Consider the following 24,315-nt stretch of genomic DNA (forward strand, 5'->3'; position numbering starts at 1 on the left):
CACCAGGTGGCGACAAATGGCCGCTACGCGCCGGCGCGTGGCATCTGGCCCGGGGATAGCTCATCAATCGTCTGAGAGGGGGGCTGTGTTCCGCTTTAGCCGCGACTGGACTGGCACAGTCGCGCGGCTAAAGTCCCTCCTGCAAAGAACGTCATGACCCATGAAATCGATTACATACAGGTTGTTTTATACGGGCGGCTGGAGGGCTACAAAAGCGTCAAGCCCGACAGGCTGCTAGTGCTTGCGCTCGACGATAAACCGGGCCAGTTCGCGTAGCGGCTCGGCGCCTTGGTCGAAGGGGCGCAGGGCGTGCAGAGCCTGGTCGCGCAGTTCCAGCGCGTAGGCCTTGGCGGCGTCGAGGCCGAGCAGCGCCGGGTAGGTCGGTTTGTGGTGGGCCTCATCCTTGCCCTGGGTCTTGCCCAGGGTGGCGGTGTCGCTTTCCACGTCGAGGATGTCGTCCTGCACCTGGAAGGCCAGGCCGATGGCCCGGGCATAGCTGTGCAGGGCTTGCAGTGCGTGCTCGTCGGCACGGCCGCTGGCCAGGGCGCCGAGGCGCACGCTGGCTTCGATCAGGGCGCCGGTCTTGTGCCGGTGCATGGTTTCCAGCGCCGCCTGATCGAGCGTGTGGCCGACCGAGCCGAGGTCGATCGCCTGGCCGCCGACCATCCCCGCGGGACCGGCAGCCCGGGTCAGGCTGACGATCATTGCCAGGCGCAGTTCGGCGCTCTGTGGGTTGTGCCGGGCATCGGCGAGAGCCTCGAAGGCCAGGCTCTGCAGGCCGTCGCCGGCGAGTATGGCGCTGGCTTCGTCGAAGGCCTTGTGGGTGGTCGGTTGGCCGCGGCGCAGGTCGTCGTCGTCCATCGCCGGCAGATCGTCATGCACCAGCGAGTAGGCGTGGATCAGTTCGACCGCGCAGGCCGCCGCATCGGCCTGGAGCGGTTCGCCGCCCAGGGCCTCGCAGGCGGCGTACACCAGCAATGGGCGCACCCGCTTGCCGCCGTTGAACATGCTGTAGCGCATGGCTTGGTAGAGGCGCGTCAATTCAGGCCGGGGTGGTTCGAGCAGGCTTTCCAGCGCCGCATCGACGCGGCGCTGGCACTGCGCCTGGTAGGTCGCGATCATGCCTGGCGATCCGCGTCGAAGGGGGCTTCCTCCAGTTCGCCGTCGCGCTCCATGAGGATTTGCACCTTCTGCTCGGCCTGAGCCAGGGCGGCCTGGCAGTCGCGGGTCAGACGGATGCCTTGTTCGAAGGCGGTCAGCGAGTCTTCCAGCGACAGTTCGCCGTTTTCCAGGCGCTCGACCAGGTTCTGCAAGTCGGTGAGGGACTGCTCGAAGTCGAGCGAGGCTTTTTTACGGGCCATGGCGGGCGTTCTCTGGCGGGGCTCGGGCGGGAGGTGCAATCGGCGCGACACTAGCAGAGCCGCGCCGCGTGGGCAAATCGACGGTCGTCGCAGATGGCGTCATCCGGCGAAATAGGTCGCCCGGAAATAATAGAGCGTCATGCTGGTGCCCACCACAACGACCAAAGCGCGCAGCAGCGCCGGCGGCAAGCGCTGACCCAGGGCGCCGCCGGCATAGCCGCCGAGAGTCGCGCCGATCAGCAGAACCGCCAGCTCGTACCAACTGACCCGCCCGGCGACGATGAAGGTGGCGGTGGCGACGCTGTAGATCACCGCCGAGATCAGATTCTTCAGGGCATTGGCGCGGCCCAGCGGGTGGCCTTCGATGGAGAATGCCGCCAGTTGCAGGATGCCCATGCCGGCGCCGAAGTAGCCGCCGTAGATCGACACGCCGATATGCGCGGCAAGCGACAGCTTGCTGTGCGGCGGTTGTGCGGCTTCGGCGCGGCGCGCCGCCAGCCAGCGGCTGAGCCAGGGGCTGGCAGCGAACAACCCAGTGGCCGTCAGCAACAGCCAGGGGATCAGGTTGGCGAAGATGTCGTCGCCACCGGCCAGCAGCAGCAGGCCGCCGAGCAGGCCGCCGCATAGCCCCGCCAGCAGCAACGGCAGCAGGTAACGGCCGAGCGGGCGCAAGGATGTCCGCGCCGCCCAGGCGCCGGCCAGGCTGGCCGGCCACAGCGCCACGGCATTGGTGGCGTTGGCGGTCACCGGCGGCAGGCCGGCGGCGAGCAGGGCCGGGAAGGAAAAGAAGGTGCCGCCACCGGCCAGGGCGTTCATGCCCCCTGCGGCGAAACCGGCGAGGACCAGCAGCAGAATGTCGGACAAGCTCATGGCGCGCTTCGCACAAAAGACCGCAGCTTACGCAGGTCGCCGTCGGCGGCCAAGCGGCTATCCGTCAGGACGATGAGCGAGGGGCATGCCCCCGCGGGCTGCTACTGCACATGGTCGGCGGATGAGCGTGCGGCGCGGTTCGTGATCGACGTCATCGACAAATTCGAACTAATCCCCATGCTGCGGCGCCTGGCCAAGCGCTTATTGCGCGGCACATGAGCGTTGAGTCTGGTTTGCCGGGCGCCGGGCGAGCCGTGACCCTTGCGCCGTCAATAAAGTCGTTGAGGAGGCATTATTCCAATGAGTGCAGATACCCCGTGGCAGGGACGGCGCTATTACCCGATCAGCCAGTATTTTCGCCGGCGCTTTGGTGAGCGGGTAGCCAAGATATCGGTGAGCATTGCCGAAACGTGCCCCAATCGCAGCCCTGACAATGCGCTAGACCCCTGCATTTTCTGTGACGAATGGGGCTCGGCTGCGTATCCCATGGAAAAGGATCGCGCTTTGCTGGAGCAGATTCGCTTCAATAAGAATCTGGTCAGCCGTCGGCTGAAGAGTCAGCGCTTCCTGGTGTACTTCCAGTCCTATACCAACACCCTGGATAAGGTGGAAATCCTCCGTCAGCGTTTTGCGACTGCGCTGTCGGAAGACTATGTCGATGGCTTGGTGGTGGGGACCCGCCCCGATTGTCTGCCGCGGCGGATATTTCCCCTGCTGGAGGAAATGAGCCAGCGCAGCTATGTCATGGTCGAGCTGGGTGCCCAGAGCTTCTTCAACGACCAGTTGGAGTTTCTCAAGCGCGGACACAGCGCGGAGAAGAACATCGAGGCGGTTTTTGCCCTGGCCCGGCACACTCATGTGGATATTGGCGTGCATCTGATTTTCGGCATGCCCGGCGAGACGCCCGCGCGGCTGATCGAGACGGCGCGGATCATCAATAATTTGCCGATTTCCAATGTGAAGTTGCACAACCTGCATGTGTTGACTAACACCGCGTTGGCGCAGATGTATCGGCGTGGCGAGTTCGTGCCCGACGAGCTCGATGCCTATGCCGACAAGGTCATCTTGTTCTTGCGCCACCTGGCGCCCACTGTTGCCGTGCAGCGCCTGGCCGCGGTCGCCAGTCGCTGGGATGAGTTGATTGCACCCAAGTGGACCGGGCAGAAGATGCAGCCCATCGATTTTATCGAAAACAGAATGCGCCACGCCGGGGTTGTTCAGGGTGACCTCTATGCGGCGGACAGAATGCCCGAACGCATATTGCTGGCCAGCGGCCAGGAGCCGAACTGCTCCGGCTGAGTGATGGGGTTAGCGCGAGCGCCAGGAGGTGGTGTGGCAGCGGCGAGCCATTCGCGTTCAGCACTTGAGGCCCGCTGCCCGCCAGCGTTCATGGGGTTTCCAGCTCCGTTGCCATTCGGCGAACCTGGCGGCGGGCATTGGCTCGGCGATGGCGTAACCCTGTGCCACCGTACAGCCAAGACCGATCAGCACCTCGCCGTGGCGCACTGTTTCCACGCCCTCGGCAATCAGGTTGTGATTGAACACCCTGGACAGGCCGATAATGGCGCGCAGAATTGAAATGTTGCCAGTATTCTGCAGTGAATCCAGGACAAAGCCCTGGTCGATTTTCAGGGTCTGTACGGGCAATTGCTTCAGGTAGGAAAGGGACGAATAGCCGGTGCCAAAATCGTCCAGGGAGAAGCTGACGCCCAGCGCCGCACATTGCAGAATGACCTCGGTGGCCTTGTCCAGGTCGCCGAGGGTAGCTGTTTCCAGGATCTCAATATCCAGCCGTTGCGCGGCGATATCGGGGAAGCGGGCGAGAATGGCCTGTAAGCGGCTGACGAATGCGGGGTGAAGCAGTTGCAGTGCGGCAATATTGACGCTCACGTTTACCCGAAGTCCCTGCTCATCCCAGCGGCGCATCTGCTGCAGCGCCGCTTCGATCACCCACTCGCCGATATCGACAATGATCAGGTGATGTTCGATCGCGGGCAGGAAGGCTCCCGGCTGGAGCAGGCCCAGTTGCGGGTGCTGCCAGCGGATCAGGGCTTCCAGACCAATCAGTTCACCGCTGCACAGGTCGACCTTGGGCTGGTAGTAAAGGCGGAACTGGTCGTTGTGCAATGCGAACTGCAGCTCTTCCAGGCGCTTCTGCCTGGATCGGTACTGGCGCTGCTCGCCCGCCTCGAGAAATAACCAACTGCCCCTGGCCTCCTGCTTGGCGCGGAACAGGGTTTGGTCTGCCTGCCGCAGCAGGGTGTCGGCATCATTGGCGCTATCGTGAAGAAACAGCACGACGCCTGCGGTGAAACTGGCCGTTACCGCTCCACCGCCCAGGTCGCAGGGTTGCCAGGCGGTCAGGCGCATTGCCTCCAACTGCGCATGCACTTGTTCGCTGTCCTGGACCAGCACCACAAATTCATCGCCACTGACCCGCGCCAGTGCTCCACCCGGGTACAGTGCATCGAGCCAGCGGCGACCGAGCAGGCCAAGATAACGGTCCGCGGCTTCTTCTCCAACGCGCGCATTCACATCGTAGAAGTTATCCAGGTCCAGCGAAATCAGGGCGGCCTCGCCCTTGGCCGGATGCTCGAGCGCGAGGGTTTTCTTCAGCTCCCGAATGATGCCGTTCCTGTTCAGCAGGCCGGTCACGGGATCATAGTAGGCAAGGAATTCCAGCTGTTGCTGGTAGTCGCTGGCCTGCTCTTCCAAGGCCTGGCGGATGTGCTGCTGTTGCACGCGGGTCAGTTCTTCTTCCGCTCTCAAGCGTGCGCTTTTTTCACGTATGAACTGGATGGCCAGGGCCGAGAGCTTGCCGTAGATGTCCAGCAGACCGGCAACCAGAATGGAGGCGGAGTTGTCAGTAAAGGCTTTAGCCTGTTCCAGAGTGGAGCCGCCCTCAACCGCTTGCGCCGTCAGGGCCATTTTGCGATCCGAATCCAGGATATGGAACGCCAACCAGCGGGTGAGGTATTTGAAAAGGGACGTCAAGATGTCCTCTTGCGACGCCTCACTGCTTTGAAATTCCCGAATTCTGGCGAAGAACAACTGATGACTGTCGAGGTGATCTTGCAGCTGCCGGCAGCCGGGGAAAACCTGGCGCCAGATCCGCTCCTCCTCCTCGAAGTGAAACGCCGCATAGTCCAGCAGTTCATCGAGTACCTGGCTGCAGACCTGCTCCGAGGTGCTGGCGGCAGAGTGCCTGGCCAGCCGGTTAAGAATCTCCACCAGGGTTCTATGTTGTTGGTCGATCGAGTCGATGCCCGTTTCGAAATTCCGGTTCCAGGGGAATATTTCAAATGCCAGATTTTCGCTGTTGTCTTCTACCATCCTGGATGCCTCGTTGGCGGTGATTATCATATGAGGCGAAGCTAGCAGCCTGTCGGCGGGGAGGTGTGGGGTGGTCGGGCGCTGCACAATTGTCGAACTGGGCTAAGCCGCATCATGCGCTCCTAATAACCGCCTGACATGGGGGCCGTCAGGTGTATTCGTCGGCGGGGCTACCCGTATATCCGGGGGGGGGGGGGGGAAGAGGTCGGGAGCCTGTTGGGCAAGAGTAGCATCCGGCTTCGGGTTGTAGCACCTGCGTTGGCGTTTCGCCTCCGACGCTAGTGGGGCAGCGGATGGCTTCGGCATTTTGCAGGCATAAAAAAACCGGCTTGTGGGCGGCATTTTTGAATATCTAATATATTGATTTTATTGGGCTTATTTTTTATACAGCTATCTGTCCCCCCACTTGTCCCCCCATGCCAGCGTTGCGTGACATTATCCGTTCTCTGGGTGCATGGACAGATGCGCTGGGTCGCTGATATCTTTGAGCTGCAGTTCCTGCGTCAAACATATCAACGCAGTGCTGCGGCCTATTGCGGGCGTCAACGAGGTAACTGTTGACCTACCCTCTGGCCAGGTCACTGTCAGAGGCGACACCGTAGCGCCCTGCTGATTGCCGCTCTGCGAGAGGCGGGTTCCCCAGCTCATTTACGCACGCCAAGCATTTCTGCTGGTCCCAACCAGTGGTTCCGGCTGCTGCTGTTCTGGGTTTCTAATATGCACATACCATCGAGGATGGCCGAGGTCGCAGCATTGCGGCTGAGAGCAGGGGCCTCAAATCGATACAGTGGCAGGAGAGTCATTTCATATTTTTGAGCTACTAAAAAGCCCCCTAACACTGCAATTACGAAGATGTAATTTTCGCTTCACTTTGATGACAGGTGCCTACGTTTATATTTTCACTACAACCTAAGTAGAGGAATTAAACGTGAACATTCTTAAAGCTGTCTTGGCGGTATCTATTCTTTCTGCATCGTCCCTGGTTATGGCCGAAGGCGGCGGTGACCGCGTCTATGGTCGAATGATTCAGGATAATGAAAGAGCGATGCAGGAATACGCTGCTGCTCGTGGCAAGACTCCGCCCGAGGTGACTCACTATCGCTACGGCATGAAGCTGGACATCGCGAAGGTTGTACATACGAGTCCTACAGGCTCTGGTTGCGAGGTAATGCCGGCTCAGATGACCTATGAGGACTCCAGCGGCGATTTGCAGACTATTGAATATCGGGCAATGGGTACAGCCTGCCGGAATCAAAACTGAGCTACATGGGAGCTTACAGGTCACTGACTTAAAAGTAATTTTCAAGTCACCCTGACGTTATTTGGCGTGTGGAAGTATGGCGTGAGCGCGCACGGGCGATGCCTGGCGCGCTACGGCAACTACTACAAGAAATCTCACCGAGATAAAACTGCCAAATAATTCAGGAGTTTCACATGAATAACCCCCTTTTTTGCTTATCGCTGATAGCTCTGAGTATCGGCACCGGACAGGCTGCAATTGCCGCCGAAGAAAAGGCCGAAGGCTTCGTCGAGGGCAGCAGCCTCACTATTCTGAATCGCAACCTCTATTTCAATCGCGACTTTCGTAAGGGTCAGTCGAGCGGCACAGGTAATGGTTACTCGGAAGAGTGGGCCCATGGAATCATCGGGCAGTTTGAGTCTGGATTCACCGAGGGTACCGTTGGCTTTGGTATCGACGCGTTTGCGATGCTGGGCCTGAAACTCGACTCTGGTGATGGGCGATCCGGCGCAGGTGGCTCCGTTGATGTGATGCCTTACAACAGTGCAGGGCAACCCGAGGATGACTACTCCAAGGTGGGAGGTGCGGTTAAAGCCAGGTTCATGGATACAGTTATCAAAGCTGGCGATGTTTTCCCTGTCAGCCCCGTCGTTCAATACGGCGACTCGCGACTCCTGCCCGAAAGCTTCCGCGGTATCACCGTGGCCAACAACAGTATTGACGGCTTGGCCCTGCAAGGTGGCCGCCTGCATTCAATGAGCGAGCCCAACTCAAGCAGCATGCGCGATGGCTTCGCAACGTTCTATGCTGGCTCCGTCGACGCCCCCTGGATTGCCTATTTTGGTGGTGATTACTCGGTCAACGACAACGTCGGCATCAGCCTCTATACCAGCCGTCTCAAAGATGCTTGGAACCAGTACTACGCTGGTACCACGTTGAGCTATCCGCTCTCCGACGATGTTGCCTTGATCGGTGGACTTAATTACTACAAAGCTGTCGATGAGGGAAAACAGCATCTGGGCAGCTTCGATAACAACATCTGGAGCGGTAAGGCTGGAGTGCAATTTGGTGCCCATACCGTCATGGTTGGCATTCAGCGCAATAACGGCGATGACGATTTCGATTACCTGCGTCAATCCGACTCGATCTATCTGGATAATTCCATCCAGTACAGCGACTTCAACTCGCCCAAGGAAAAGTCCTGGCAGGTGCGCTATGACTTGGACATGGAGCCTTTTGGTGTACCCGGCCTGAGCTTCATGACCCGCTACGCGCAGGGCTGGGATGCTGACTACACCAACGCCAACGAGGTTTACATGCGGCGCGACGATGATGGTAATCCGCTGACCGATCAGAAGCGATGGGAGCGCGACATCGAAGCCAAGTACGTCGTGCAAGCCGGATCACTGAAAGACATGTCCTTCCGCATTCGCCAGGCAACGACCCGTGCAACCGATTTCGAGTCGGACCTGGATGAGGTTCGCCTCATAGTCGAATATCCGCTCGAAGTGCTTTAACGCGTTGTCGGCGAGTGCCTGCGGGCACTCGCCTTGCTCGGCTGCTGCCTCCTCAGTGCTCCTTTGGTTTGGAGGTAGCCTTCGGCACCCTCGGGTGCCCTTTTTTGGCGCAATTGCAACGCGTTTGACCATACACTTCCACGCGACCCGAGCAGTCATTTGTATTGGGTTTGACCACTGATGGCAGAGAGTTTGGTCGACCATAAGTCGAAGCTAGGGGCTCATACCCGCCCTAATCTTCCCTGCACAGAGGGCGAACAGGGGCAAAAGCTGACATTACCGTAGTCTGCCGGAGACGGAGCTGGTTGACCGAGAGGTTGGAGCGCATTTTTCCGAACAGCGCATCTGAATGGCGAACATCTGTGGGCAATAGCGCTAGAGAGCGACCAGTTCGGCGATTTTTGCCGCGACCACTGCCATTGAGTCTTCCTCAGTGTCCAGACCACTTCGGGAGGCGAGCAAAGGGCTGACATTGCGGAGAGCTTCATACGTCGTGTTATGCACGATCGGAACGAGCTGATTACCCGCCAGGAGTGCCGAAAGCTCTTTGTCGGCGACGCTCTCTTTGGGGAGGCGGGCAAGCAGCGCAGGGGTCACCAGCACAAGCCCAATTCGCGAATTTGCTAAGCCCTTGTCGATGGCGCGCATCATCGGAACGCCGAGGCCAAGGTCCTTCTCACTGAACCAAACTTTGACACCAGCCGCCACGAGCAACTCGTGCAGCTCTTTGGCCGGCCCCTGCCGGTCGTCCCAAGCATGGCACAGGAAGACGTCACGAAGATCAGGCTGCGCCGCTGCTCGCGCCTCAACGGTTTCGCGGATTGGTGTGAGTGACTGCACCTGGGTAGGCGTGTACGACACGGACGACCCCGCTCTCGACCAGCGCGGCCTTGAACTGCTGCTGGATCTGCCACCACCACCATTGTTGCCAAAGCTACCTCCGCTGATACCCGACGAGGAGTAGGATGAGGGCGAATATGAGTTTGACCTGTAACTGCTATAGCGGCTGCTACATGCGGGGCAGTCCGCTGCCGCGCTCGCTGAGCGATGTCCTCTTGTTGGTGCTGTGCATCTAGCCATGTCGTAATTCCATTGGTCAGTCCCTTTGCAACACCCGGATGTAGGTCTGACTGAACAATAGCTTAGTGCCATGCCTAGCAGAAGAGGAAATTCGGCCACCCGTAGGCGCGAGAAATATTGGTCAACTCAGCGCAATTACCCATTTTCATATGGATATACAGCGGCTAATTGCTTGGCCAGTCGTACTTTATTTGGGTTTGAAAGAGGGCGCAGTGATGATTCCGAGCACTCACTCTTTTAAAGAGTGAGTGCTCGGTTCTAGCTGGGAATATTACTGCGCGGGGTAGTCGGCAATAACTTGGTCAGTACCCGCCTTGGTCAACCCGATAACCTGATAGGCATGCTGCGTACCACCAACTTCCATACCAGGTGAGCCTGCCGGCATGCCGGGAACGGCGATACCAGCCAGATCATCATGTTTGGATAGTTCGATGATTTGCGCTGCTGGTACGTGACCTTCGACGAATTTGCCGTCGATCACGGCGGTGTGGCAGGACGCCAGTCGTGGTGCAACACCGAGTCGTTGCTTCACCGAGGTCATATCGCCCTCGACATGGTCGATGACTTTGAAGCCGTTCGCTTCCAAGTGTGAGATCCACTTCTTGCAGCAACCACAATTTGCATCACGGTGCACGTCGATTGTCAGGGCATCTGCTGATTGAACTGCCGAGGTCATAAACAAGGCGGCCAGCATCGCCACCCGCGCTCCTTTACATTTAGCTGTCATGAAGGTGCTCTTTGCCATCGGCATGGGTGTGAGTGTTGGGAGCAGCGGCCGGGGTCTGCTCCTTTTGAGCTGGCTCTGTTTCGTGATGACCAGCAGCACCTTCCGCCGTTTGGCCATCCGTCGCATGGTGGTCTGCGCCGCTGCCTGATGGCGTCATATCTGCTGCGTGATGATCTGCACTGCTCGACGAATCACCGTGGTGATCGGCACCTGCGTTCGCCTTTGAACTATCCGAAGCATGATGATCTGTCGCAGTCTCAGGCTCGGCGTGATGATCCGCCTTGGCGCTTCCATGTTGACCTTCGTGGTTATGCATCTGGGTCTCACCGCCGCCATGATCGTGACCGCCGCTCGATGCAACTAGGGCTTGATACTGCCCGGCATCCATTTTCGGCAGTTGATCGAGGAACGCGACCATGCCCCAGATGTACTGATCACCCATGCTCTTGCCCCAGGCCGGCATGCCTGTGGCCTTGATACCGTGCTTGATCACCCAGAATGCAGCGGCTGGATTGCCATCGATGCCAACCTTGGTCAGGTTCGGCGGAGTGGGATACAGGGATTGGCTGAGCTCTGTTTCAGCAACACCCGGTGCCAAATGACAGCCGATGCACATAGAGTTGTAATTGCCAGCTCCGGCTTTTATAAGCGCGTCATCATTGAGGTTGGGTACTTCTATATCCTTGGACCGCACTTCGATAGAGCGGTCTCTGGCCATTGTCAGGAAAGCATGTACCGCCGGGAAGTGGGGGTCATCGGCACCCACGTTGACCAAGCCCAAGTAGGCACCGCCAACTAATACAGCGCTTCCGACGACACCCGCGGCCACCAAGGTTTTAATTGTTCTTTTCATGTCAGGCTCTCAAAACCACATCCGAATACCGGCAACGAAGCGTGCCTCCTCAACATCCTCACCCTCATCTCGCACCAGGTCGGCCGTGTTGCCGAAGGAGCGACTCCAGGAAACGCCGATGTAGGGTGCGAACTGGCGAATGATCTCGTAACGCAGCCGTAGACCGACCTCGGCATTGGCCAGGCCGGAGCCGATACCTCGTTCGGGATCGTTCTTGCCGTAGAAATTCACTTCAGCGGTCGGCTGAAGGATTAGGCGATTGGTCAGCAGGATGTCGTACTCGCCCTCTAAGCGCGCAGCCGTCTGGCCGTTCTCGCCGACAAAGGCAGTGGCCTCCGCCTCGAAGGCATACAGCGCCATACCCTGGATGCCGAATGCGGCCCAAGTCTGTGGCGACTCTGGCTTGAAGTCTTGGCGAACACCCGCGACCACATCCCACCAAGGGCCAATCGAGCGCCCGTACAAGGCCTGCAATTCAGCATCCTCAGTGACGCCATTGGTGCGTTCACCTTCGGAGCGAAGCCAGAGACGATTGATGTCTCCGCCAATCCAGCCGGACGCATCCCAAGCCAAGGTGCTGCCTTCATCGGCATCCTGGTATTCGAGCTGGTCGAGCAGGAAGAAGCTGTTGATGGCGCTGTCGTGAACCTTGTGGCCTGGCAAAGGCGGGAACGCTGCTTCACGATCCGCATCTGTCAGCACCGGGATAGGCGTGCGACTGGTAGTTCTCGGGGCTTCAGCGGAACCATGGTTCATCGTTGAATGATCCATACCTCCCATTTGCCCCGGCATAGCGCCGTGACCCATCTTGCTGTGGTCCATAGCCGGAGCCTTTTCTTGGCTCTGGCTATGGCCCATCTGGCTATGATCCATGCCCTCCATCGGCTCTTTGGCAGAACCGTGGTTCATTTTCCTATGGTCCATCTGCATGGAGCCGTGGCCCATTGCCGAATGATCCATTTCTTCGGCAGCGAGGGTGAGCCCGCTGCCAAGCATGCTCAGCGACACTGCCAGTGCTGTTAGGGACGGACGTAAAAACCTAGTGGTCATGGTTCGAACCTGCTTCGGCTTCGGTGCCGCCATGCTTATCCATCATGCTTTCGTGGTCCATGCCGCCATGGTTCATGTCCCCGTGATCCATCTGCTGACTAGCAGCCTTTTCCTTCGCTTGTGCGGCCTTCTTGTCAGGTACCGATTTGGGAACCTGTGTCTCAGTAGCATGTTGTTCGTGCTCACTGTGATCTTCACCGGCCAACAACACCGGAGCATGCAGGGCAGCCAAAAGGCTCAACACGGTAGCGCGGCCAACCAGGGCCTTCCGCTTCATAAAAGTGCTCATCAGATATCTCCTTTACTCATCCACACGAACTTCACGGAACATGCCCATTTCCATGTGGAGTAGTAGGTGGCAGTGGTAAGCCCAGCGCCCCAATGCATCCGCAGTTACTCGATAACTGCGTTTGGAACCTGGCGGCATGTCGATGGTGTGTTTACGAACCATGAAGTTGCCGTTTTCATCCTCCAGATCACTCCACATGCCGTGAAGGTGGATGGGGTGAGTCATCATGGTGTCGTTGACCAGCGTGATGCGGACACGCTCGCCGTACTTAAGGCGCAAAGGCTCGGCATCCGAGAACTTGATGCCGTCGAACGACCAAGAAAATTTCTCCATGTGCCCGGTGAGGTGCAGCTCAATGGTTCGGCTGGGTTCGCGGCCATCCGGGTCGGGGAAGATGCTTTTCAAGTCGGAATAGGTCAGCACGCGACGACCATTGTCGCGTAGGCCGATACCTGGATCGTCCAGCTTGTGGGTCGGAGTCATGGTTTGCATGTCGACCAGCGGGTTATTGGTTTCAGAGGCCGGATGCGATTGCATTGCTGCGCCCATACCCGCCATACCTGAATGGTCCATGCCGGCCATTTTGCTGTGGTCCATACCGGCCATATCACCTTGCATTCCGCCAGCGTCCATCCCGGCCATCTTGCTGTGATCCCTGCCGCTCATGCCGCCTTGCATGCTGCTGTGGTCCATGCCCGCCATGCTTCCGTGATCCATACCCATGTCGCCCATGGCGATCAGGGGGCGAGGATCAGTTTCTGGTACTGGCGCGCTCAAACCTTCACGCGTCGCCAGAGTGCCGCGGGCATAGCCGGTGCGATCCATGGACTGGGCGAAAATCGTGTAAGCCTCTTGGTCCGCGAGCTCGACAATTACGTCGTAGGTCTCTGCCACAGCGATGCGGAGCTCATCGACGCTGACTGGCTTGACGTGCAGCCCATCAGCCGCAACCACCGTCATCTTCAGACCCGGAATACGCACGTCGAAGTAGGTCATGGCCGAGCCGTTGATGAACCGTAAGCGGAGTTTTTCGCCCGGCTTGAAGATGCCTGTCCAGTTGCCATTTGGAGCTTGGCCATTCATCAGGTAGGTGTAGGTATAGGCGCTGACGTCGGCAAGATCGGTGGGGCTCATCTTCATCTCGGCCCACATCTTGCGGTCGGCAACCGCTGCCGACCAACCTTGCTCGCTCACGTCATCGATGAAGTCGCCAACGGTGCGCTTGTGCTGGTTGTAGTAGTCCGACTGCTTCTTGAGCTTGGCCAATAACCGGGTTGGGTCTTCATCAGTCCAATCAGTCAGCATTACCACGTAGTCACGGTCATAGCTGAACGGCTCGGGCTCTTTGGCATCGATGACCAGGGCACCGTAAACGCCGATCTGCTCCTGCAAACCAGAGTGGCTGTGGTACCAGTAGGTGCCATTCTGATTGACCTTGAATTTGTATTCGTACATGCCATCGGGCGCGATGCCGTGGAAGCTCAAGCCAGGCACACCATCCATGTTTGCGGGCAAAATGATGCCGTGCCAGTGGATCGAAGTGTCTTCGGCTAGGCGGTTTTTCACGCGCAGCGTGACGGTATCGCCTTCTCGCCAGCGCAAAATTGGTCCTGGAATGGACCCGTTAATCGCCATCGCAGTCCGGGCGGTACCGGTTATATTCACGGGCGTTTCACCAATGAATAGGTCGAAATCAGTGCCCGTTAATACGTTGGGTTGTCCGGGACTGGTCACCGCCCAAACGGGTGTGCGCCACAAGCCAAGGCCTCCGAGAATGCCGGTAGCGGCCAGGCCTTTAACGAAGGTTCGTCTTGAGGTTTTGCAGTGCATGCCGTTATGTCCAATCAGTCAGAGGAGTCAGGGCGGAACAACCATGACATTGGGTTATTTTCAGCTTCATCCTGGGAGGTTTTCCCTACCAGCCTTGCCCACTGTCGTGGCTTTTCAAATCGTTCCGACAGCGAGCTTGAGAAATTGCCATATCTCAACCGGCTAAGTGATTACATTTCTGTCAGGTTGACCGCGAATTAGCAGTTGGCGTGATCGGCTGTTTTGGCTTTAGTACCAGCTACCGGCGACTCTTTTTTCTGTTGTTGGGCCAGTTGGTAGGCTTCCATCGAGATCTTGCTGGCCTGTTCCATGCGCGCAAAAGTACGGTCAGCACCGCCTTCTGCCATTGCCAACGAAGACGCGGTAAGAGCGATAACCACGAACAGGGTTTTGATTGATTTCATCTGGAAAGTCCTCGATTTAGTTCAGTTAGCCTAGTGACCCTGAGTGGGTCGCCATCAGGCATTGAGCTTCAGGCTCGAAGTAACCTTAACCAGAGTGCCCTGTCATAAACCTGAGCTGAACATTACAGTTCTGTCAGGTTGTTACTTCTTTCTTGTGGAGGCTCTGCAGGGCTCTGTAGTGTCTGTTCATGCCCGCTAATGAAGCCTGTGCGGATTCGTTTTATGGCATGCCTGGCAGCGATGCCTAAGCTTCTTCGGGTCAGTGGCACTAAATAGTCCTGACCTCCACATAACGCTCATGAGAGATTGCCACTATGTCGACCAAAAATACCGTTGCTACCGGTGCTGCATTGGCACTCGTTGCCGCCAGCCTATTTGCCACCCTGCCTGCACAAGCGGCTCAGGATGCAAAAACTGCCGAAGTAAAATGCTTTGGTGTGAATGGCTGCAAAGGTCAAAACGATTGCATGACTGCCAAGAACGCCTGCAAAGGCCAGGGAGAATGTAAAGGTCAGGGCTTCAACTTGATGACCCAAGAAAAATGCGATGAGGCCGGCGGTAAAACCAGCGAGTAAGCCCATCCAAGGGAGTGCAAGTCACTCCCTTGACTCGGAGTCCTAATGAGTAAAAGCAACATGCTGGGCTTTGGCCTGGGCTTGCGTAGCGAGTACTACCAGCAGATTCTGGAGCAACGCCCCGCAGTCGACTGGTTCGAGATCATCTCCGAGAACTACATGGTCGGCGGGGGAAAAGCCCTCTACTTCCTCGATGCGATCAAAGAGCAATATCCGCTGGTCATGCACGGGGTTTCCCTGTCGATTGGCGGTCCTCATGAGATCGACGCTGATTACTTACGCCAATTGAAAAATCTAGCCGACCGAGTTCAGCCCCGCTGGGTAGCTGACCATCTGTGTTGGAGCCGTGGCAGTGCTCACCATCTGCATGATCTACTTCCACTGCCGTTCACCCAGGAGAGCCTACTGCATGTGGCATCAAGGGTTCGGTTGGTTCAGGATGTGTTGCAGCGGCCCTTGGTGCTTGAGAACGTATCGGCCTACGTGCAGTGGAAAACGTCCTGCATGAGCGAGTCTCAGTTTCTGGCCGAACTGAGCAGCCTTACCGGCTGCGAGCTACTGCTCGATGTGAACAACGTCTACGTCAGTTCGAAAAACCAGGGGTTCGACCCTTGGCAGTTCATCATGGAGTTGCCCCATGAGCGGATTCGCCAGATCCACCTGGCCGGCCATAGCGACTACGGTCACTACCTCATCGACACCCATGATCAGCCGATTGCCGATCCGGTTTGGGCTCTGTATAGCAAAACGTTGAGCTATCTGGGCGCTACTGCAACTCTGATTGAGCGAGATGATCATTTCCCGCCCTTTGACGAGCTATTAGCGGAGCTGTCCAAGGCGCGCTCTATCTCCGCCAATGCTCTAAGGGCTGCCGCACCATGCGCCTGAGTGCTCAGCAGAAAGCGCTGGAGCGTTACCTGGCCACAGGCGATAGCGTTATCCCTCCTGAGCTGTTGGAGCAGATTCAAGGTAGCAATACGCTGCCTGCCGCAGATGGCCTGATGATTTACCAAAATGCTTATCGCGCCAGGCTTCTTTCGGTCATGAGGGAAGACTTCCCAGCGTTGCATCGCTGGATGGGTGATGAGTCATTTGCACAGTTGGCCATGACTTATATCAGCGCGTGGCCATCGAGACATTTCAGTTTGCGCTGGTTAGGCGAGAAGCTGCCGGAGTTCATCCGCGGCTATATTGCCGAGCCGCAACGTTCCCCGATGATAGAACTCGCCACACTTGAATGGGCCTTTACCCTGGCCTTCGACGCCCCCGATGCAGTGCCACTGTCGTTGGATTTAATGAGCCGTTTTTCAGCTGATGACTGGGTCAATCTACGGGTATGCCTGACTCCCTCGGCTCGTTGGTTGCAGCTACAGCACAACACCGTGGGTATGTGGGCGGCTGCCAAGGCCGAGGCCGATATGCCTGATGCCGTTGCGCTATCCGAGCCCCTGGATTGCTTGGTTTGGCGGCGTGAGTTGGTCTGTCAGTACCGTACTCTTGAGCCGGGCGAAGCTGCGGCCTTGCGGCTGCTTATTGATGGTGGCTCGTTCGCTTCAATGTGCGAGAATCTCGTGGGTCAACACGGCGAACAGGCACCCCTGCAAGCGGCTACCTGGCTGAAGCAATGGGTCGGTGAGGGTCTGCTTCAGCGTGGATAGATAGTGCTGTGGATGTGCGGGGCGTGGTGTCATTGGCCGAGAGTTACCTCTTCCGCCAGTTGACGGAAGAGGCAAAAGCCTTAAATCACGCGTTTGACGCTCAGGTACTCGCCCTTGGTCTTCAGCGTGATGGTCACGTCGCTGTTGCTGCGATTGCGCCAGAACCAGCCGTGGGTGCCGTCGAAGATGGCGGTGAACTTACCCTTGTCGCCCTTGATCTGCTTACCCTTGCTGTAGCTGTGGTAGTAGCCCTTTGGGCCGTTGTAGGGCTCGCCGTGGGTGTCGTGGTTGACCGGAATACCATTGGTCGTCCACTCGTAACTGACAGTGGCCTTGTCCAGCATCTCCAGCTTGATTTCACTGGCCTCGCCCGGCTTCAGAGTGACGGTTACCTCATCCGACTTCAGGGCTGGCTCAGGCTCAGCTACGGGTTCGGCCACAGGTGCTGCTGCAACAGGCTCTTGAACTACCGGCTGAATAGGCGCGGGAGCTTGAGCGACTGGAGCCGCCGCTGGCTGAACCGCTGCATCCGCTGCCGCTTCTTCGGCCAGGGTTATCTTCATTTCGCCCATCTGGGTCAGGCCGAGTACGCGGCCAACGCCCGTTGGGTCGATGGCGTACTCCGAAGGCATCACCACGGTGACCAGCAAGGCAGCGGCAACACCCACAGCGATCACAGTGGAACGCAGCAATTGGCGGCTGGTAGGTAATTCGCTTTGAGTTGGAAGTTTGGTATTAAACATGCTGAGAATTCCTTACTGAGAGACGATCAAGCCGGTGAGCTGGTAACCCATTAAGAGGAAACCGGCGCTCATCATGGCGACGTTGGCGGTGTAGGCATGACGCCAGAAGCTGGCGGTGCGCCGCCAGTAGCCCATGACAATTAGGATGGCGCTCAAGGCCAGAAGCTGGCCGATTTCAACGCCGACATTGAAGGCAACTAGGTTGGCGATCAGACCGTCTGCCGATATCTCGTACTCCTGGATCTTGGTCGCCAGACCAAAGCCATGCAGCAAGCCGAAGATCAGCGTGGCAGCCTTGGTGTTCGGCTGGTGGCCGAACCAGCGCTGGAATGCGCCCAGGTTATCCAGCGCCTTGTACACCACCGAGAAACCGATGATGGCGTCGATCACGTAGGAGCTGATGTTGATTTCCGCCAATACGCCAAGCAGCAGCGTCACTGTGTGGCCCACGGCGAACAGAGTGACGTAGAGCCCCACGTCTTTCAGGCGGTAGAGAAAGAAGATCACCCCGAAGAGGAACAGCAGGTGGTCGTAGCCGGTGATCATGTGCTTTGCGCCCATGTAGATGAACGGCAACACCATCACCCCGGAGCTTTCCTGGATAAAGCCCTTGTCTCCCTCGGCGACAGCGTGGGCCAGTGCTTCAGGCATGCCGAGAAACAGCAATGCCGTGAACAGCAGCAACAGTAGTAACGAGTGATTCGGGCGCACGACAGATGCGTCCATTGCGCCCATAGATAGCGAATGCATGGTTGAGTCCTAAGTTAAAGGGGTCTTAGGCCGCACAGCGGCCTGTGTCAGAGCACGAATGTGGCGCGCGGTGGCCGCTCGATCAGGAAGATCGGGCTTGGTGGAATGGAGTAATGAGGGGCGGGTATCGGCTGCGCAAGTTCTGGCGGCGTGCTGATGCTTAGACGCGCGGTCAGATGTGGTGTTTCATGCAGATGGTCGGCGGTCAGCGGCGAGTGGCAGTGATCCCCGTACGCCGCACAGGCCAGCGTCTCGTCACCATGCGCATGCGAATGAGCACCGTTATTGTCACCCAAGGCAGGCAGGCTCGACCCCATAAACAGCGCAGAGGTATGCCCGGCCCAGGCCATCAAGATGGCGAGAGCAAGGGCAAAAATCACCTTGGTACTGATGGGATTGCTGAGCATGTTGTGGTTCTTTCGATGCCTAAGCGGGTGGCTTTTCTGGAGGGTCGGTCGGTTTGACCATATCCCCCCCAGGGGGATAGCATGCGAGCGTAATTCATCGACGCACGAGACTCAAGGCATGAGCGATCACGAACACGGCCACCAGCACCAAAGTCATGGCGACATCATCAAGAGGTTGAAGCGTGCGGAGGGTCACCTGCGCAGCATCGTCACCATGATTGAAGACAGCCGGGCCTGCGTCGACATCGCTCAGCAGCTGCATGCCGTGGAAAAAGCCGTCTGCCAGGCCAAGCGTGTGCTTATCCAAGACCATATCGACCATTGCCTGGAGCATACGGTCGAAGCACTTGCGATAGGCGAGCGCGCATCACTCGAAGACTTCAAGCAAATCACCAAGTACCTCTAGGCCCCTCCCATGTCGAGTTTCGCCGAACTACTGCAACAGGGGGCCTCGCAGGCCTGGCTGTATTTCCCCAGTGCCATCCTACTGGGTGCCTTGCACGGCCTGGAGCCGGGGCATTCGAAAACCATGATGGCGGCATTTATCGTGGCCATTCGCGGCACGGTGAAGCAGGCCGTTCTGCTGGGCCTTGCCGCAACGCTTTCGCACACCGCCGTAGTCTGGCTGGTGGCCATGGGCGGCATGTATCTAGGGCAGAATTTAGATGCCGAAACTACCGAGCCTTATTTCCAGCTCGCGTCCGCCGCCATTATTATCACCATCGCCTTGTGGATGCTCTGGCGCACCTGGCGTGGCGAGCAGATGTGGCGTTTCGAGGAGGGTGATGAGCATCCACACGATCATCACCACCACGATGAAACGCACCGTATCGACACCGGGCGCGGGCGTATTGAGCTGTCGATCTTCGAAAAAGACGCTCCTCCGCGTTGGCGACTGAAGGCCTTGAGTGGACACTCTTGGTCGGCTATTGAAGTGAGCCTGCTGACTACCCGGCCCGATGGCCGGACCGAACAGTTCTGGTTCGTAGACCGAGGAGGCTATCTGGAATCACTTGTCGAGATTCCTGAGCCCCATGACTTCACTGCACGACTTAGCCTGGGCCATGCCGGACATTCCCATGACTATGATCTGGAGTTCCGCGAGCACAGCCACGGCCATTGCCATACCGAGCGACTGGAGCTGTCCCTGGAGGGCTATCAGGATGCCCATGAACGGGCGCACGCCAATGACATTCGCAAGCGCTTCAGCAACCGCAACGTGACCACAGGCCAGATCATCATGTTCGGCCTAACGGGCGGGCTGATTCCCTGCCCAGCGGCAATCACCGTATTGCTGCTCTGCCTGCAAGTGAAGGAAGTCGCGCTGGGAGCCGTGCTGGTGTTGTGCTTCAGCATTGGTCTGGCCATCACCCTGGTCACCGTTGGCGCTGCCGCCGCTATCGGCGCTCGCCAGGCATCCAATCGCTGGCCCTGGCTTGGCGCTGTAGCGCGGCGCGCACCGTACTTCTCCAGCCTATTGATCATCGGTGTGGGGATTTATGTAGGCGTCCATGGCTGGATCGGCCTGAACGCGTAACGTGATGTGGGAATTCTCCGGCTATTTCGGTCTGTTCCTCGCCGCCTTCGTTACCTGCACAGGACTGCTGGTCCTTGGTTTTACTGGTAGTGCCCGCCTCGCTGGAGAACTTTGATTTTGTAGCCGTCGGGGTCCTGAATAAAAAAGGAGCGGGCCAACAGCTCGTCTCCTCTTCTAAATTCCTTGATGGGCGCAGGCTTTAAACCGAGGTTGCAAAGCTGTTTGAAATGCAGGCCCAGATCGTCGACGACGAACGCGACCTGACCGTAACCACTGCCGTGGCTGTATTCGGCCTGTCCGCTGTTCCAAGTGAGTTCGATTTCAGCCTCGCTCTCGAAATTGCGCAGATAAACGAGGGAGAAATCGTCAAACTCAATGCGATGGGTTTCCTTGAGTCCAAAGGCTTGCTGGTAGAACCGCAGTGAAATATTGATATCCGTCACCCGGATCTCCGTGTGAATAAGTTTCGGCATGCAGTTCCTTCCTTAACCTGTATTGGTGTTCAGTGCAGAGGCGCTTCGGGCCAAGATCAGTGCTCGGACACCAGGCGTGACTTGGTCGATATCGCCAGGTTTACTGAGTTCGCGGTGCTGGTTTCGACCGTCATAGGTGCCCGGAAGCGTTTGAGTCGGAGCGCGTTACCGAGCACGAAGACACTGGAGAAGGCCATCGCAGCAGCAGCGAAGATCGGCGAAAGCAGCGTGCCGTTTACCGGGTAGAGTGCGCCCGCCGCGACCGGAATCAGCACGGCGTTGTAGGCGAAGGCCCAGAACAGGTTTTGCTTGATGTTGCGGATCGTTGCCTGGCTGATAGCGATGGCGTTCGGCACGCCACGCAGGTCACCCGACATCAGTACTACGTCAGCTGCCTCGATCGCCACATCGGTTCCCGTCCCGATGGCCAGCCCGACGTCCGCTTCTGCGAGTGCCGGCGCGTCGTTGATACCGTCGCCCACGAAGGCGACCCGCGCCCCATTGATCCGGAACTTCTTCAGTGCTGCGACCTTGCCGTCGGGCAAGACCTCGGCAGCGACTTCATCGATGCCGAGCTGCTTGGCGATCGCTGCGGCTGTAGCTGCGTTGTCACCGGTGATCATCGCGACTTTGAGCCCGAGCGCGTGCAGCGCCTTGATCGCCGCGGGTGTCGTTTCCTTGATCGGATCGGCGACCGCGATAACCGCCGCCAAGCGGCCGTCGATCGCGGCGTAGAGCGGACTCTTGCCTTGCTCGCCAAGACGCTGGGCGGTTGGCAGGAAACTCGACACATCAAGACCGAGCTGCGTCATGAACCGGTCCGCGCCGACAGCGACGGTCCGACCGGCGACCTTTGCCGACACGCCGAAGCCTGGTGTCGCGCCGAAGCCCTCGATGGGTGCGAGCGTGAAATCCGCCTGCTTTGCGGCTGCGACGATCGCTTCGGCGATTGGATGCTCGGAGCGGGTCTCGACCGCCGCAACGAGAGCCAGCACTTCGTTGTATTCGAAACCCTCGGCGGGGACGAGGTCAGTCAGTTCTGGGCGTCCTTTAGTCAGTGTGCCGGTCTTATCGAGAGCGATCACGCTCACATCGCGCAGCGCCTGCAAGGCTTCGCCCTTGCGGAAGAGAATGCCGAACTCGGCCGCGCGGCCAGTACCGACCATGATCGAGGTCGGCGTGGCCAGCCCCATGGCACACGGGCAGGCGATGATGAGAACCGCGACCGCATTCACGAGCGCGAAGGTCAGCGCCGGGTCCGGACCGAAGATCAGCCAGACCAGGAAAGTCAGCGCGGCCGCCGCCATCACGGCCGGGACGAACCACATGGTCACCTTGTCGACCAGCGCCTGTATCGGCAGCTTGGAACCCTGCGCTTCTTCGACGAGGCGGATGATCTGCGCGAGCATCGTGTTCGCGCCGACCTTGGTTACGCGGAAACTGAAAGCGCCCGTCTTGTTGATCGTGCCACCGACGACCTCTGCCCCCGCTCCCTTTGACACGGGCACCGGCTCGCCGGTGATCATGCTCTCGTCAACATAAGAGGTGCCCTCGACGACCTCGCCGTCGACCGGAATCTTCTCGCCCGGACGAACGAGCACAACGTCACCTGTCGCCACTTGATCAAGGGCAATTTCGATCGTCTCGCCGTTGCGCTCGACGCGCGCGGTCTTGGCCTGAAGTCCGACTAGCCGCTTGATCGCCTGCGACGTTCGCCCCTTGGCGCGCGCTTCCAGCGTTCGTCCGAGCAGGATCAAGGTCACGATGACCACGGCAGCTTCGAAATAGACGTTGGCGGTACCTTGCGGGAGTACTTTGGGGATAAAGGTCGCGACCACCGAATAGCCGTAAGCAGCCGCAGTGCCGAGCGAGACCAGCGAGTTCATGTCGGGTGCAATGCGCAGCAACGCCGGTACGCCCTTGCGGAAGAAGCGCAGGCCTGGACCGAACAGGACCAGGGTGGCAAGAGCGAACTGGATATACCAGCTCGCCTGCTGACCCAGGACCCCCATCACCCAATGGTGCATGGCGGGAATGAGGTGAGAGCCCATCTCAAGGATGAAGACTGGCAGGGTGAGGATGGATGCAACAAGCAGATCGCGCCGCAGCGCCCGAGCCTCAATCTCACGACGCTCGGCGTCCTGATCGCCCGCAGTCGGCGTTTCGGCGGACACGCGGCGGGACTTGTAACCCGCCTGTTCGACCGCTGCTTCAAGGTCGGCGGTGGAGGCGACACCGGCAAGGTGGCGCACCCGCGCGCGCTCGGTCGCCAGGTTGACAGTGGCTTCAAGCACGCCAGGGACTTTTGCGAGCGCCTTCTCAACCCGGCCCACACATGATGCGCAGGTCATGTCCTCGATCGCGAGCTCGGTGGTCTCTTCGCGAACGGTGTAGCCGGCGCTCTCGATGGCGCGCACAGCGGCCTGCGAGTCGGCCAAGCCCGTGAAAGTGATGTCGGCGCGCTCGGTGGCCAAATTGACCGAGGCCATCTGCACGCCGGTGACCTCTTTCAGCGCGCGTTCGACGCGGCCGACACACGAAGCACACGTCATGCCTTCGACGGGCAGGCTCAGGCGAGTGACTGAGGACATGGATGGATTGACGTCTTGTTGGGCAACGGAAGCCATTGAAATATCCCTTGAATGTTTCTGTTGAAGAGAAGTTTCAAGCTTCCCCGTGTGGGAAGGTCAAGGCCTGTGGGCGATTTATTTCACGACGCGCCAGTTCGAACTGCCGTAGCCCGTATCCAGCCTTCGGGCAGAGCCCACGCGACGACCTTTGTGGCGACAGTTGCTTTGCTCGTGCCTGTTCCGTATTGGCCAGCAACTGTGCCTCTTTAGCCGTCGCTCCGCCGTGGCGTTCAGCGCGGCCTGGAACACCCGTAGCTCAATGAGAAATAGCCGGTTAGCCCAACCCTGGGGATAGAAGATGAACGGCTGTTGCTCATATGTCAGAAGTATAATTAAATATCTGACATTGATATGAGCCGAGCTTTCATATGCGATCGATCCCGCAAGCGATCTTGGAGCGCAGCCAATCCCAGGGCGAGGGTGGAGTTCTTGCGCCCAAGGAATTTCTTCACCTTGGTAGTCGTGCTGCGGTTGATCAGGCGTTTTGTCGCTTGGCTAAAGCCGGGCAACTGATGCGAATTGCGCGCGGTATTTACGTTGCGCCGGTGCGTGACAAAGACCAGGCCAGAGCCCCGTCGGCAGAGTCATTGGTGAAATCAATCGCCGCTCAGGGCAAGCAGTGCATCTCGCTCGATGGCGCACAGGCCGCGAAATCAATGGGGTTGACGCGAGCTGCTTCGAGTAAAGAGGTGTACCTCACCACAGGACGCAGTAAGCGGTTGGTAGTCGGCTCACGGACAATTTACTTCCAGCACGCGCCCTACTGGCTGTTCTCCTTGGGGGCGACGCCAGCTGGGGATGCGCTCAGGGCGATGGCCTGGGTGGGTGAAGATCAGGCTGAAAATTCGGCCCAGAAACTTCGGCGGCACTTGGCGAAGGTGGACTGGGAAAGCCTAGGTTCGGTCCGTGCGAGCCTTCCCAGCTGGATGGCCACGGCCCTTGGCAGGGCCGCGGTGTTAAACGAATTGCGTTGAACTCAGGCCAGACA

The 24,315-nt window shown here is 58.5% G+C and carries 26 protein-coding genes; 10 read left to right on the top strand and 16 right to left on the bottom strand.

Features of this window, described 5'->3' with window-relative positions; all coding sequences use genetic code 11:
- Nucleotides 1–234: 234 nt before the first annotated feature.
- The 3 genes from ispA to BM315_RS18560 form a co-directional block, all read right to left on the bottom strand.
- Nucleotides 235–1,122: a (2E,6E)-farnesyl diphosphate synthase gene (gene ispA / locus BM315_RS18550; RefSeq protein ID WP_090503944.1), complete on the bottom strand. Its 888-nt coding sequence runs from the start codon at nt 1,120–1,122 to the stop codon at nt 235–237.
- On the bottom strand, nt 1,119–1,361 hold the full coding sequence (locus BM315_RS18555) for an exodeoxyribonuclease VII small subunit (RefSeq protein WP_090503946.1): 243 nt from the start codon (nt 1,359–1,361) through the stop codon (nt 1,119–1,121). The genes ispA and BM315_RS18555 overlap by 4 nt, the downstream gene beginning before the upstream one ends.
- Before the next feature lie 99 nt (nt 1,362–1,460).
- Nucleotides 1,461–2,231 (bottom strand): sulfite exporter TauE/SafE family protein, encoded by a 771-nt coding sequence (locus BM315_RS18560; protein ID WP_090503949.1) that lies wholly within the window; start codon nt 2,229–2,231, stop codon nt 1,461–1,463.
- 300 nt (nt 2,232–2,531) lie between these two features.
- Between BM315_RS18560 and mnmL the strand changes: the two genes are divergently transcribed.
- A complete protein-coding gene (mnmL, locus tag BM315_RS18565; RefSeq protein ID WP_090503952.1) occupies nt 2,532–3,530 on the top strand; it encodes a tRNA modification radical SAM protein MnmL/YtqA in 999 nt (332 codons plus the stop codon).
- Nucleotides 3,531–3,587: 57 nt separating this feature from the next.
- Here the strand turns inward: mnmL and BM315_RS18570 are convergent, their stop codons facing one another.
- Entirely contained in the window at nt 3,588–5,564 is a 1,977-nt protein-coding gene (locus BM315_RS18570; RefSeq protein ID WP_170862258.1) for a putative bifunctional diguanylate cyclase/phosphodiesterase, read from the bottom strand.
- 454 nt (nt 5,565–6,018) lie between these two features.
- Between BM315_RS18570 and BM315_RS24845 the strand changes: the two genes are divergently transcribed.
- The 3 genes from BM315_RS24845 (at nt 6,019) to BM315_RS18585 (ending at nt 8,321) form a co-directional block, all read left to right on the top strand.
- Nucleotides 6,019–6,177, top strand: coding sequence for a heavy-metal-associated domain-containing protein (locus BM315_RS24845; RefSeq protein ID WP_090503958.1), 159 nt, complete (start codon nt 6,019–6,021; stop codon nt 6,175–6,177).
- A gap of 315 nt (nt 6,178–6,492) precedes the next feature.
- Nucleotides 6,493–6,825, top strand: coding sequence for a DUF2790 domain-containing protein (locus BM315_RS18580; protein WP_090250716.1), 333 nt, complete (start codon nt 6,493–6,495; stop codon nt 6,823–6,825).
- A 173-nt stretch (nt 6,826–6,998) separates the two neighbouring features.
- On the top strand, nt 6,999–8,321 hold the full coding sequence (locus BM315_RS18585) for an OprD family porin (protein ID WP_090503960.1): 1,323 nt from the start codon (nt 6,999–7,001) through the stop codon (nt 8,319–8,321).
- Nucleotides 8,322–8,696: 375 nt separating this feature from the next.
- Here the strand turns inward: BM315_RS18585 and BM315_RS18590 are convergent, their stop codons facing one another.
- From BM315_RS18590 to BM315_RS18620, 7 genes are all read right to left on the bottom strand, one after another.
- The gene (locus BM315_RS18590; RefSeq protein WP_244527327.1) at nt 8,697–9,182 is read right to left on the bottom strand and encodes a toll/interleukin-1 receptor domain-containing protein; all 486 of its coding nucleotides are present in this window, start codon (nt 9,180–9,182) and stop codon (nt 8,697–8,699) included.
- Between the two features lie 490 nt (nt 9,183–9,672).
- Nucleotides 9,673–10,128 (bottom strand): DUF411 domain-containing protein, encoded by a 456-nt coding sequence (locus BM315_RS18595; protein ID WP_090503967.1) that lies wholly within the window; start codon nt 10,126–10,128, stop codon nt 9,673–9,675.
- Nucleotides 10,118–10,981 (bottom strand): c-type cytochrome, encoded by an 864-nt coding sequence (locus BM315_RS18600; RefSeq protein ID WP_090503969.1) that lies wholly within the window; start codon nt 10,979–10,981, stop codon nt 10,118–10,120. The genes BM315_RS18595 and BM315_RS18600 overlap by 11 nt, the downstream gene beginning before the upstream one ends.
- Before the next feature lie 9 nt (nt 10,982–10,990).
- Nucleotides 10,991–12,031, bottom strand: coding sequence for a copper resistance protein B (locus BM315_RS18605; RefSeq protein ID WP_090503972.1), 1,041 nt, complete (start codon nt 12,029–12,031; stop codon nt 10,991–10,993).
- Complete coding sequence (locus tag BM315_RS18610) at nt 12,021–12,320, bottom strand: hypothetical protein (protein ID WP_090503974.1); 300 nt, start codon at nt 12,318–12,320, stop codon at nt 12,021–12,023. The genes BM315_RS18605 and BM315_RS18610 overlap by 11 nt, the downstream gene beginning before the upstream one ends.
- A 12-nt stretch (nt 12,321–12,332) precedes the next feature.
- Complete coding sequence (locus tag BM315_RS18615; RefSeq protein WP_090503977.1) at nt 12,333–14,150, bottom strand: copper resistance system multicopper oxidase; 1,818 nt, start codon at nt 14,148–14,150, stop codon at nt 12,333–12,335.
- Between the two features lie 197 nt (nt 14,151–14,347).
- Entirely contained in the window at nt 14,348–14,554 is a 207-nt protein-coding gene (locus BM315_RS18620) for a co-regulatory protein PtrA N-terminal domain-containing protein (protein ID WP_090503979.1), read from the bottom strand.
- 314 nt (nt 14,555–14,868) lie between these two features.
- Here BM315_RS18620 and bufA2 point away from each other — a divergent pair, with 314 nt between their 5' ends.
- Genes bufA2 through BM315_RS18635 form a run of 3 tightly spaced genes read left to right on the top strand, consistent with a single transcriptional unit; the run spans nt 14,869 to nt 16,787 of the window.
- Entirely contained in the window at nt 14,869–15,129 is a 261-nt protein-coding gene (gene bufA2, locus BM315_RS18625; RefSeq protein WP_090503982.1) for a BufA2 family periplasmic bufferin-type metallophore, read from the top strand.
- A gap of 45 nt (nt 15,130–15,174) precedes the next feature.
- Nucleotides 15,175–16,017 carry an MNIO family bufferin maturase gene (gene bufB / locus BM315_RS18630; protein WP_090503983.1) on the top strand — a complete coding sequence of 281 codons (843 nt, stop codon included), beginning with the start codon at nt 15,175–15,177 and terminating at the stop codon, nt 16,015–16,017.
- On the top strand, nt 16,008–16,787 hold the full coding sequence (locus BM315_RS18635) for an HvfC/BufC N-terminal domain-containing protein (RefSeq protein ID WP_090503986.1): 780 nt from the start codon (nt 16,008–16,010) through the stop codon (nt 16,785–16,787). The genes bufB and BM315_RS18635 overlap by 10 nt, the downstream gene beginning before the upstream one ends.
- 80 nt (nt 16,788–16,867) lie before the next feature.
- Here BM315_RS18635 and BM315_RS18640 read toward each other — a convergent pair whose 3' ends face one another.
- From BM315_RS18640 to BM315_RS18650, 3 genes are read right to left on the bottom strand one after another with little or no spacing between them, the layout of a single operon-like run.
- Entirely contained in the window at nt 16,868–17,530 is a 663-nt protein-coding gene (locus BM315_RS18640; protein WP_090503988.1) for a transmembrane anchor protein, read from the bottom strand.
- Nucleotides 17,531–17,542: 12 nt separating this feature from the next.
- Nucleotides 17,543–18,280 (bottom strand): HupE/UreJ family protein, encoded by a 738-nt coding sequence (locus BM315_RS18645; RefSeq protein ID WP_090503991.1) that lies wholly within the window; start codon nt 18,278–18,280, stop codon nt 17,543–17,545.
- A gap of 47 nt (nt 18,281–18,327) precedes the next feature.
- The gene (locus BM315_RS18650; RefSeq protein ID WP_090503993.1) at nt 18,328–18,687 is read right to left on the bottom strand and encodes a hypothetical protein; all 360 of its coding nucleotides are present in this window, start codon (nt 18,685–18,687) and stop codon (nt 18,328–18,330) included.
- 118 nt (nt 18,688–18,805) lie between these two features.
- Between BM315_RS18650 and mreA the strand changes: the two genes are divergently transcribed.
- Both mreA and BM315_RS18660 read left to right on the top strand, forming a co-directional pair.
- Nucleotides 18,806–19,093, top strand: a complete 288-nt coding sequence (gene mreA / locus BM315_RS18655) for a metal-sensing transcriptional repressor MreA (RefSeq protein WP_045733414.1) — start codon at nt 18,806–18,808, stop codon at nt 19,091–19,093.
- Between the two features lie 9 nt (nt 19,094–19,102).
- Nucleotides 19,103–20,224: a nickel/cobalt efflux transporter gene (locus BM315_RS18660; RefSeq protein WP_090503996.1), complete on the top strand. Its 1,122-nt coding sequence runs from the start codon at nt 19,103–19,105 to the stop codon at nt 20,222–20,224.
- Between the two features lie 80 nt (nt 20,225–20,304).
- Here BM315_RS18660 and BM315_RS18665 read toward each other — a convergent pair whose 3' ends face one another.
- Together BM315_RS18665 and BM315_RS18670 are read right to left on the bottom strand one after the other, a co-directional pair.
- Entirely contained in the window at nt 20,305–20,697 is a 393-nt protein-coding gene (locus BM315_RS18665; RefSeq protein WP_090503998.1) for a VOC family protein, read from the bottom strand.
- A 56-nt stretch (nt 20,698–20,753) separates the two neighbouring features.
- The gene (locus tag BM315_RS18670; RefSeq protein WP_090504001.1) at nt 20,754–23,324 is read right to left on the bottom strand and encodes a heavy metal translocating P-type ATPase; all 2,571 of its coding nucleotides are present in this window, start codon (nt 23,322–23,324) and stop codon (nt 20,754–20,756) included.
- Between the two features lie 371 nt (nt 23,325–23,695).
- Between BM315_RS18670 and BM315_RS18675 the strand changes: the two genes are divergently transcribed.
- Nucleotides 23,696–24,301, top strand: coding sequence for a DUF6088 family protein (locus BM315_RS18675; protein ID WP_090504004.1), 606 nt, complete (start codon nt 23,696–23,698; stop codon nt 24,299–24,301).
- Nucleotides 24,302–24,315: the final 14 nt, after the last annotated feature.

Source organism: Pseudomonas borbori (genome assembly GCF_900115555.1).
Taxonomy (GTDB): Bacteria; Pseudomonadota; Gammaproteobacteria; order Pseudomonadales; family Pseudomonadaceae; genus Aquipseudomonas; species Aquipseudomonas borbori.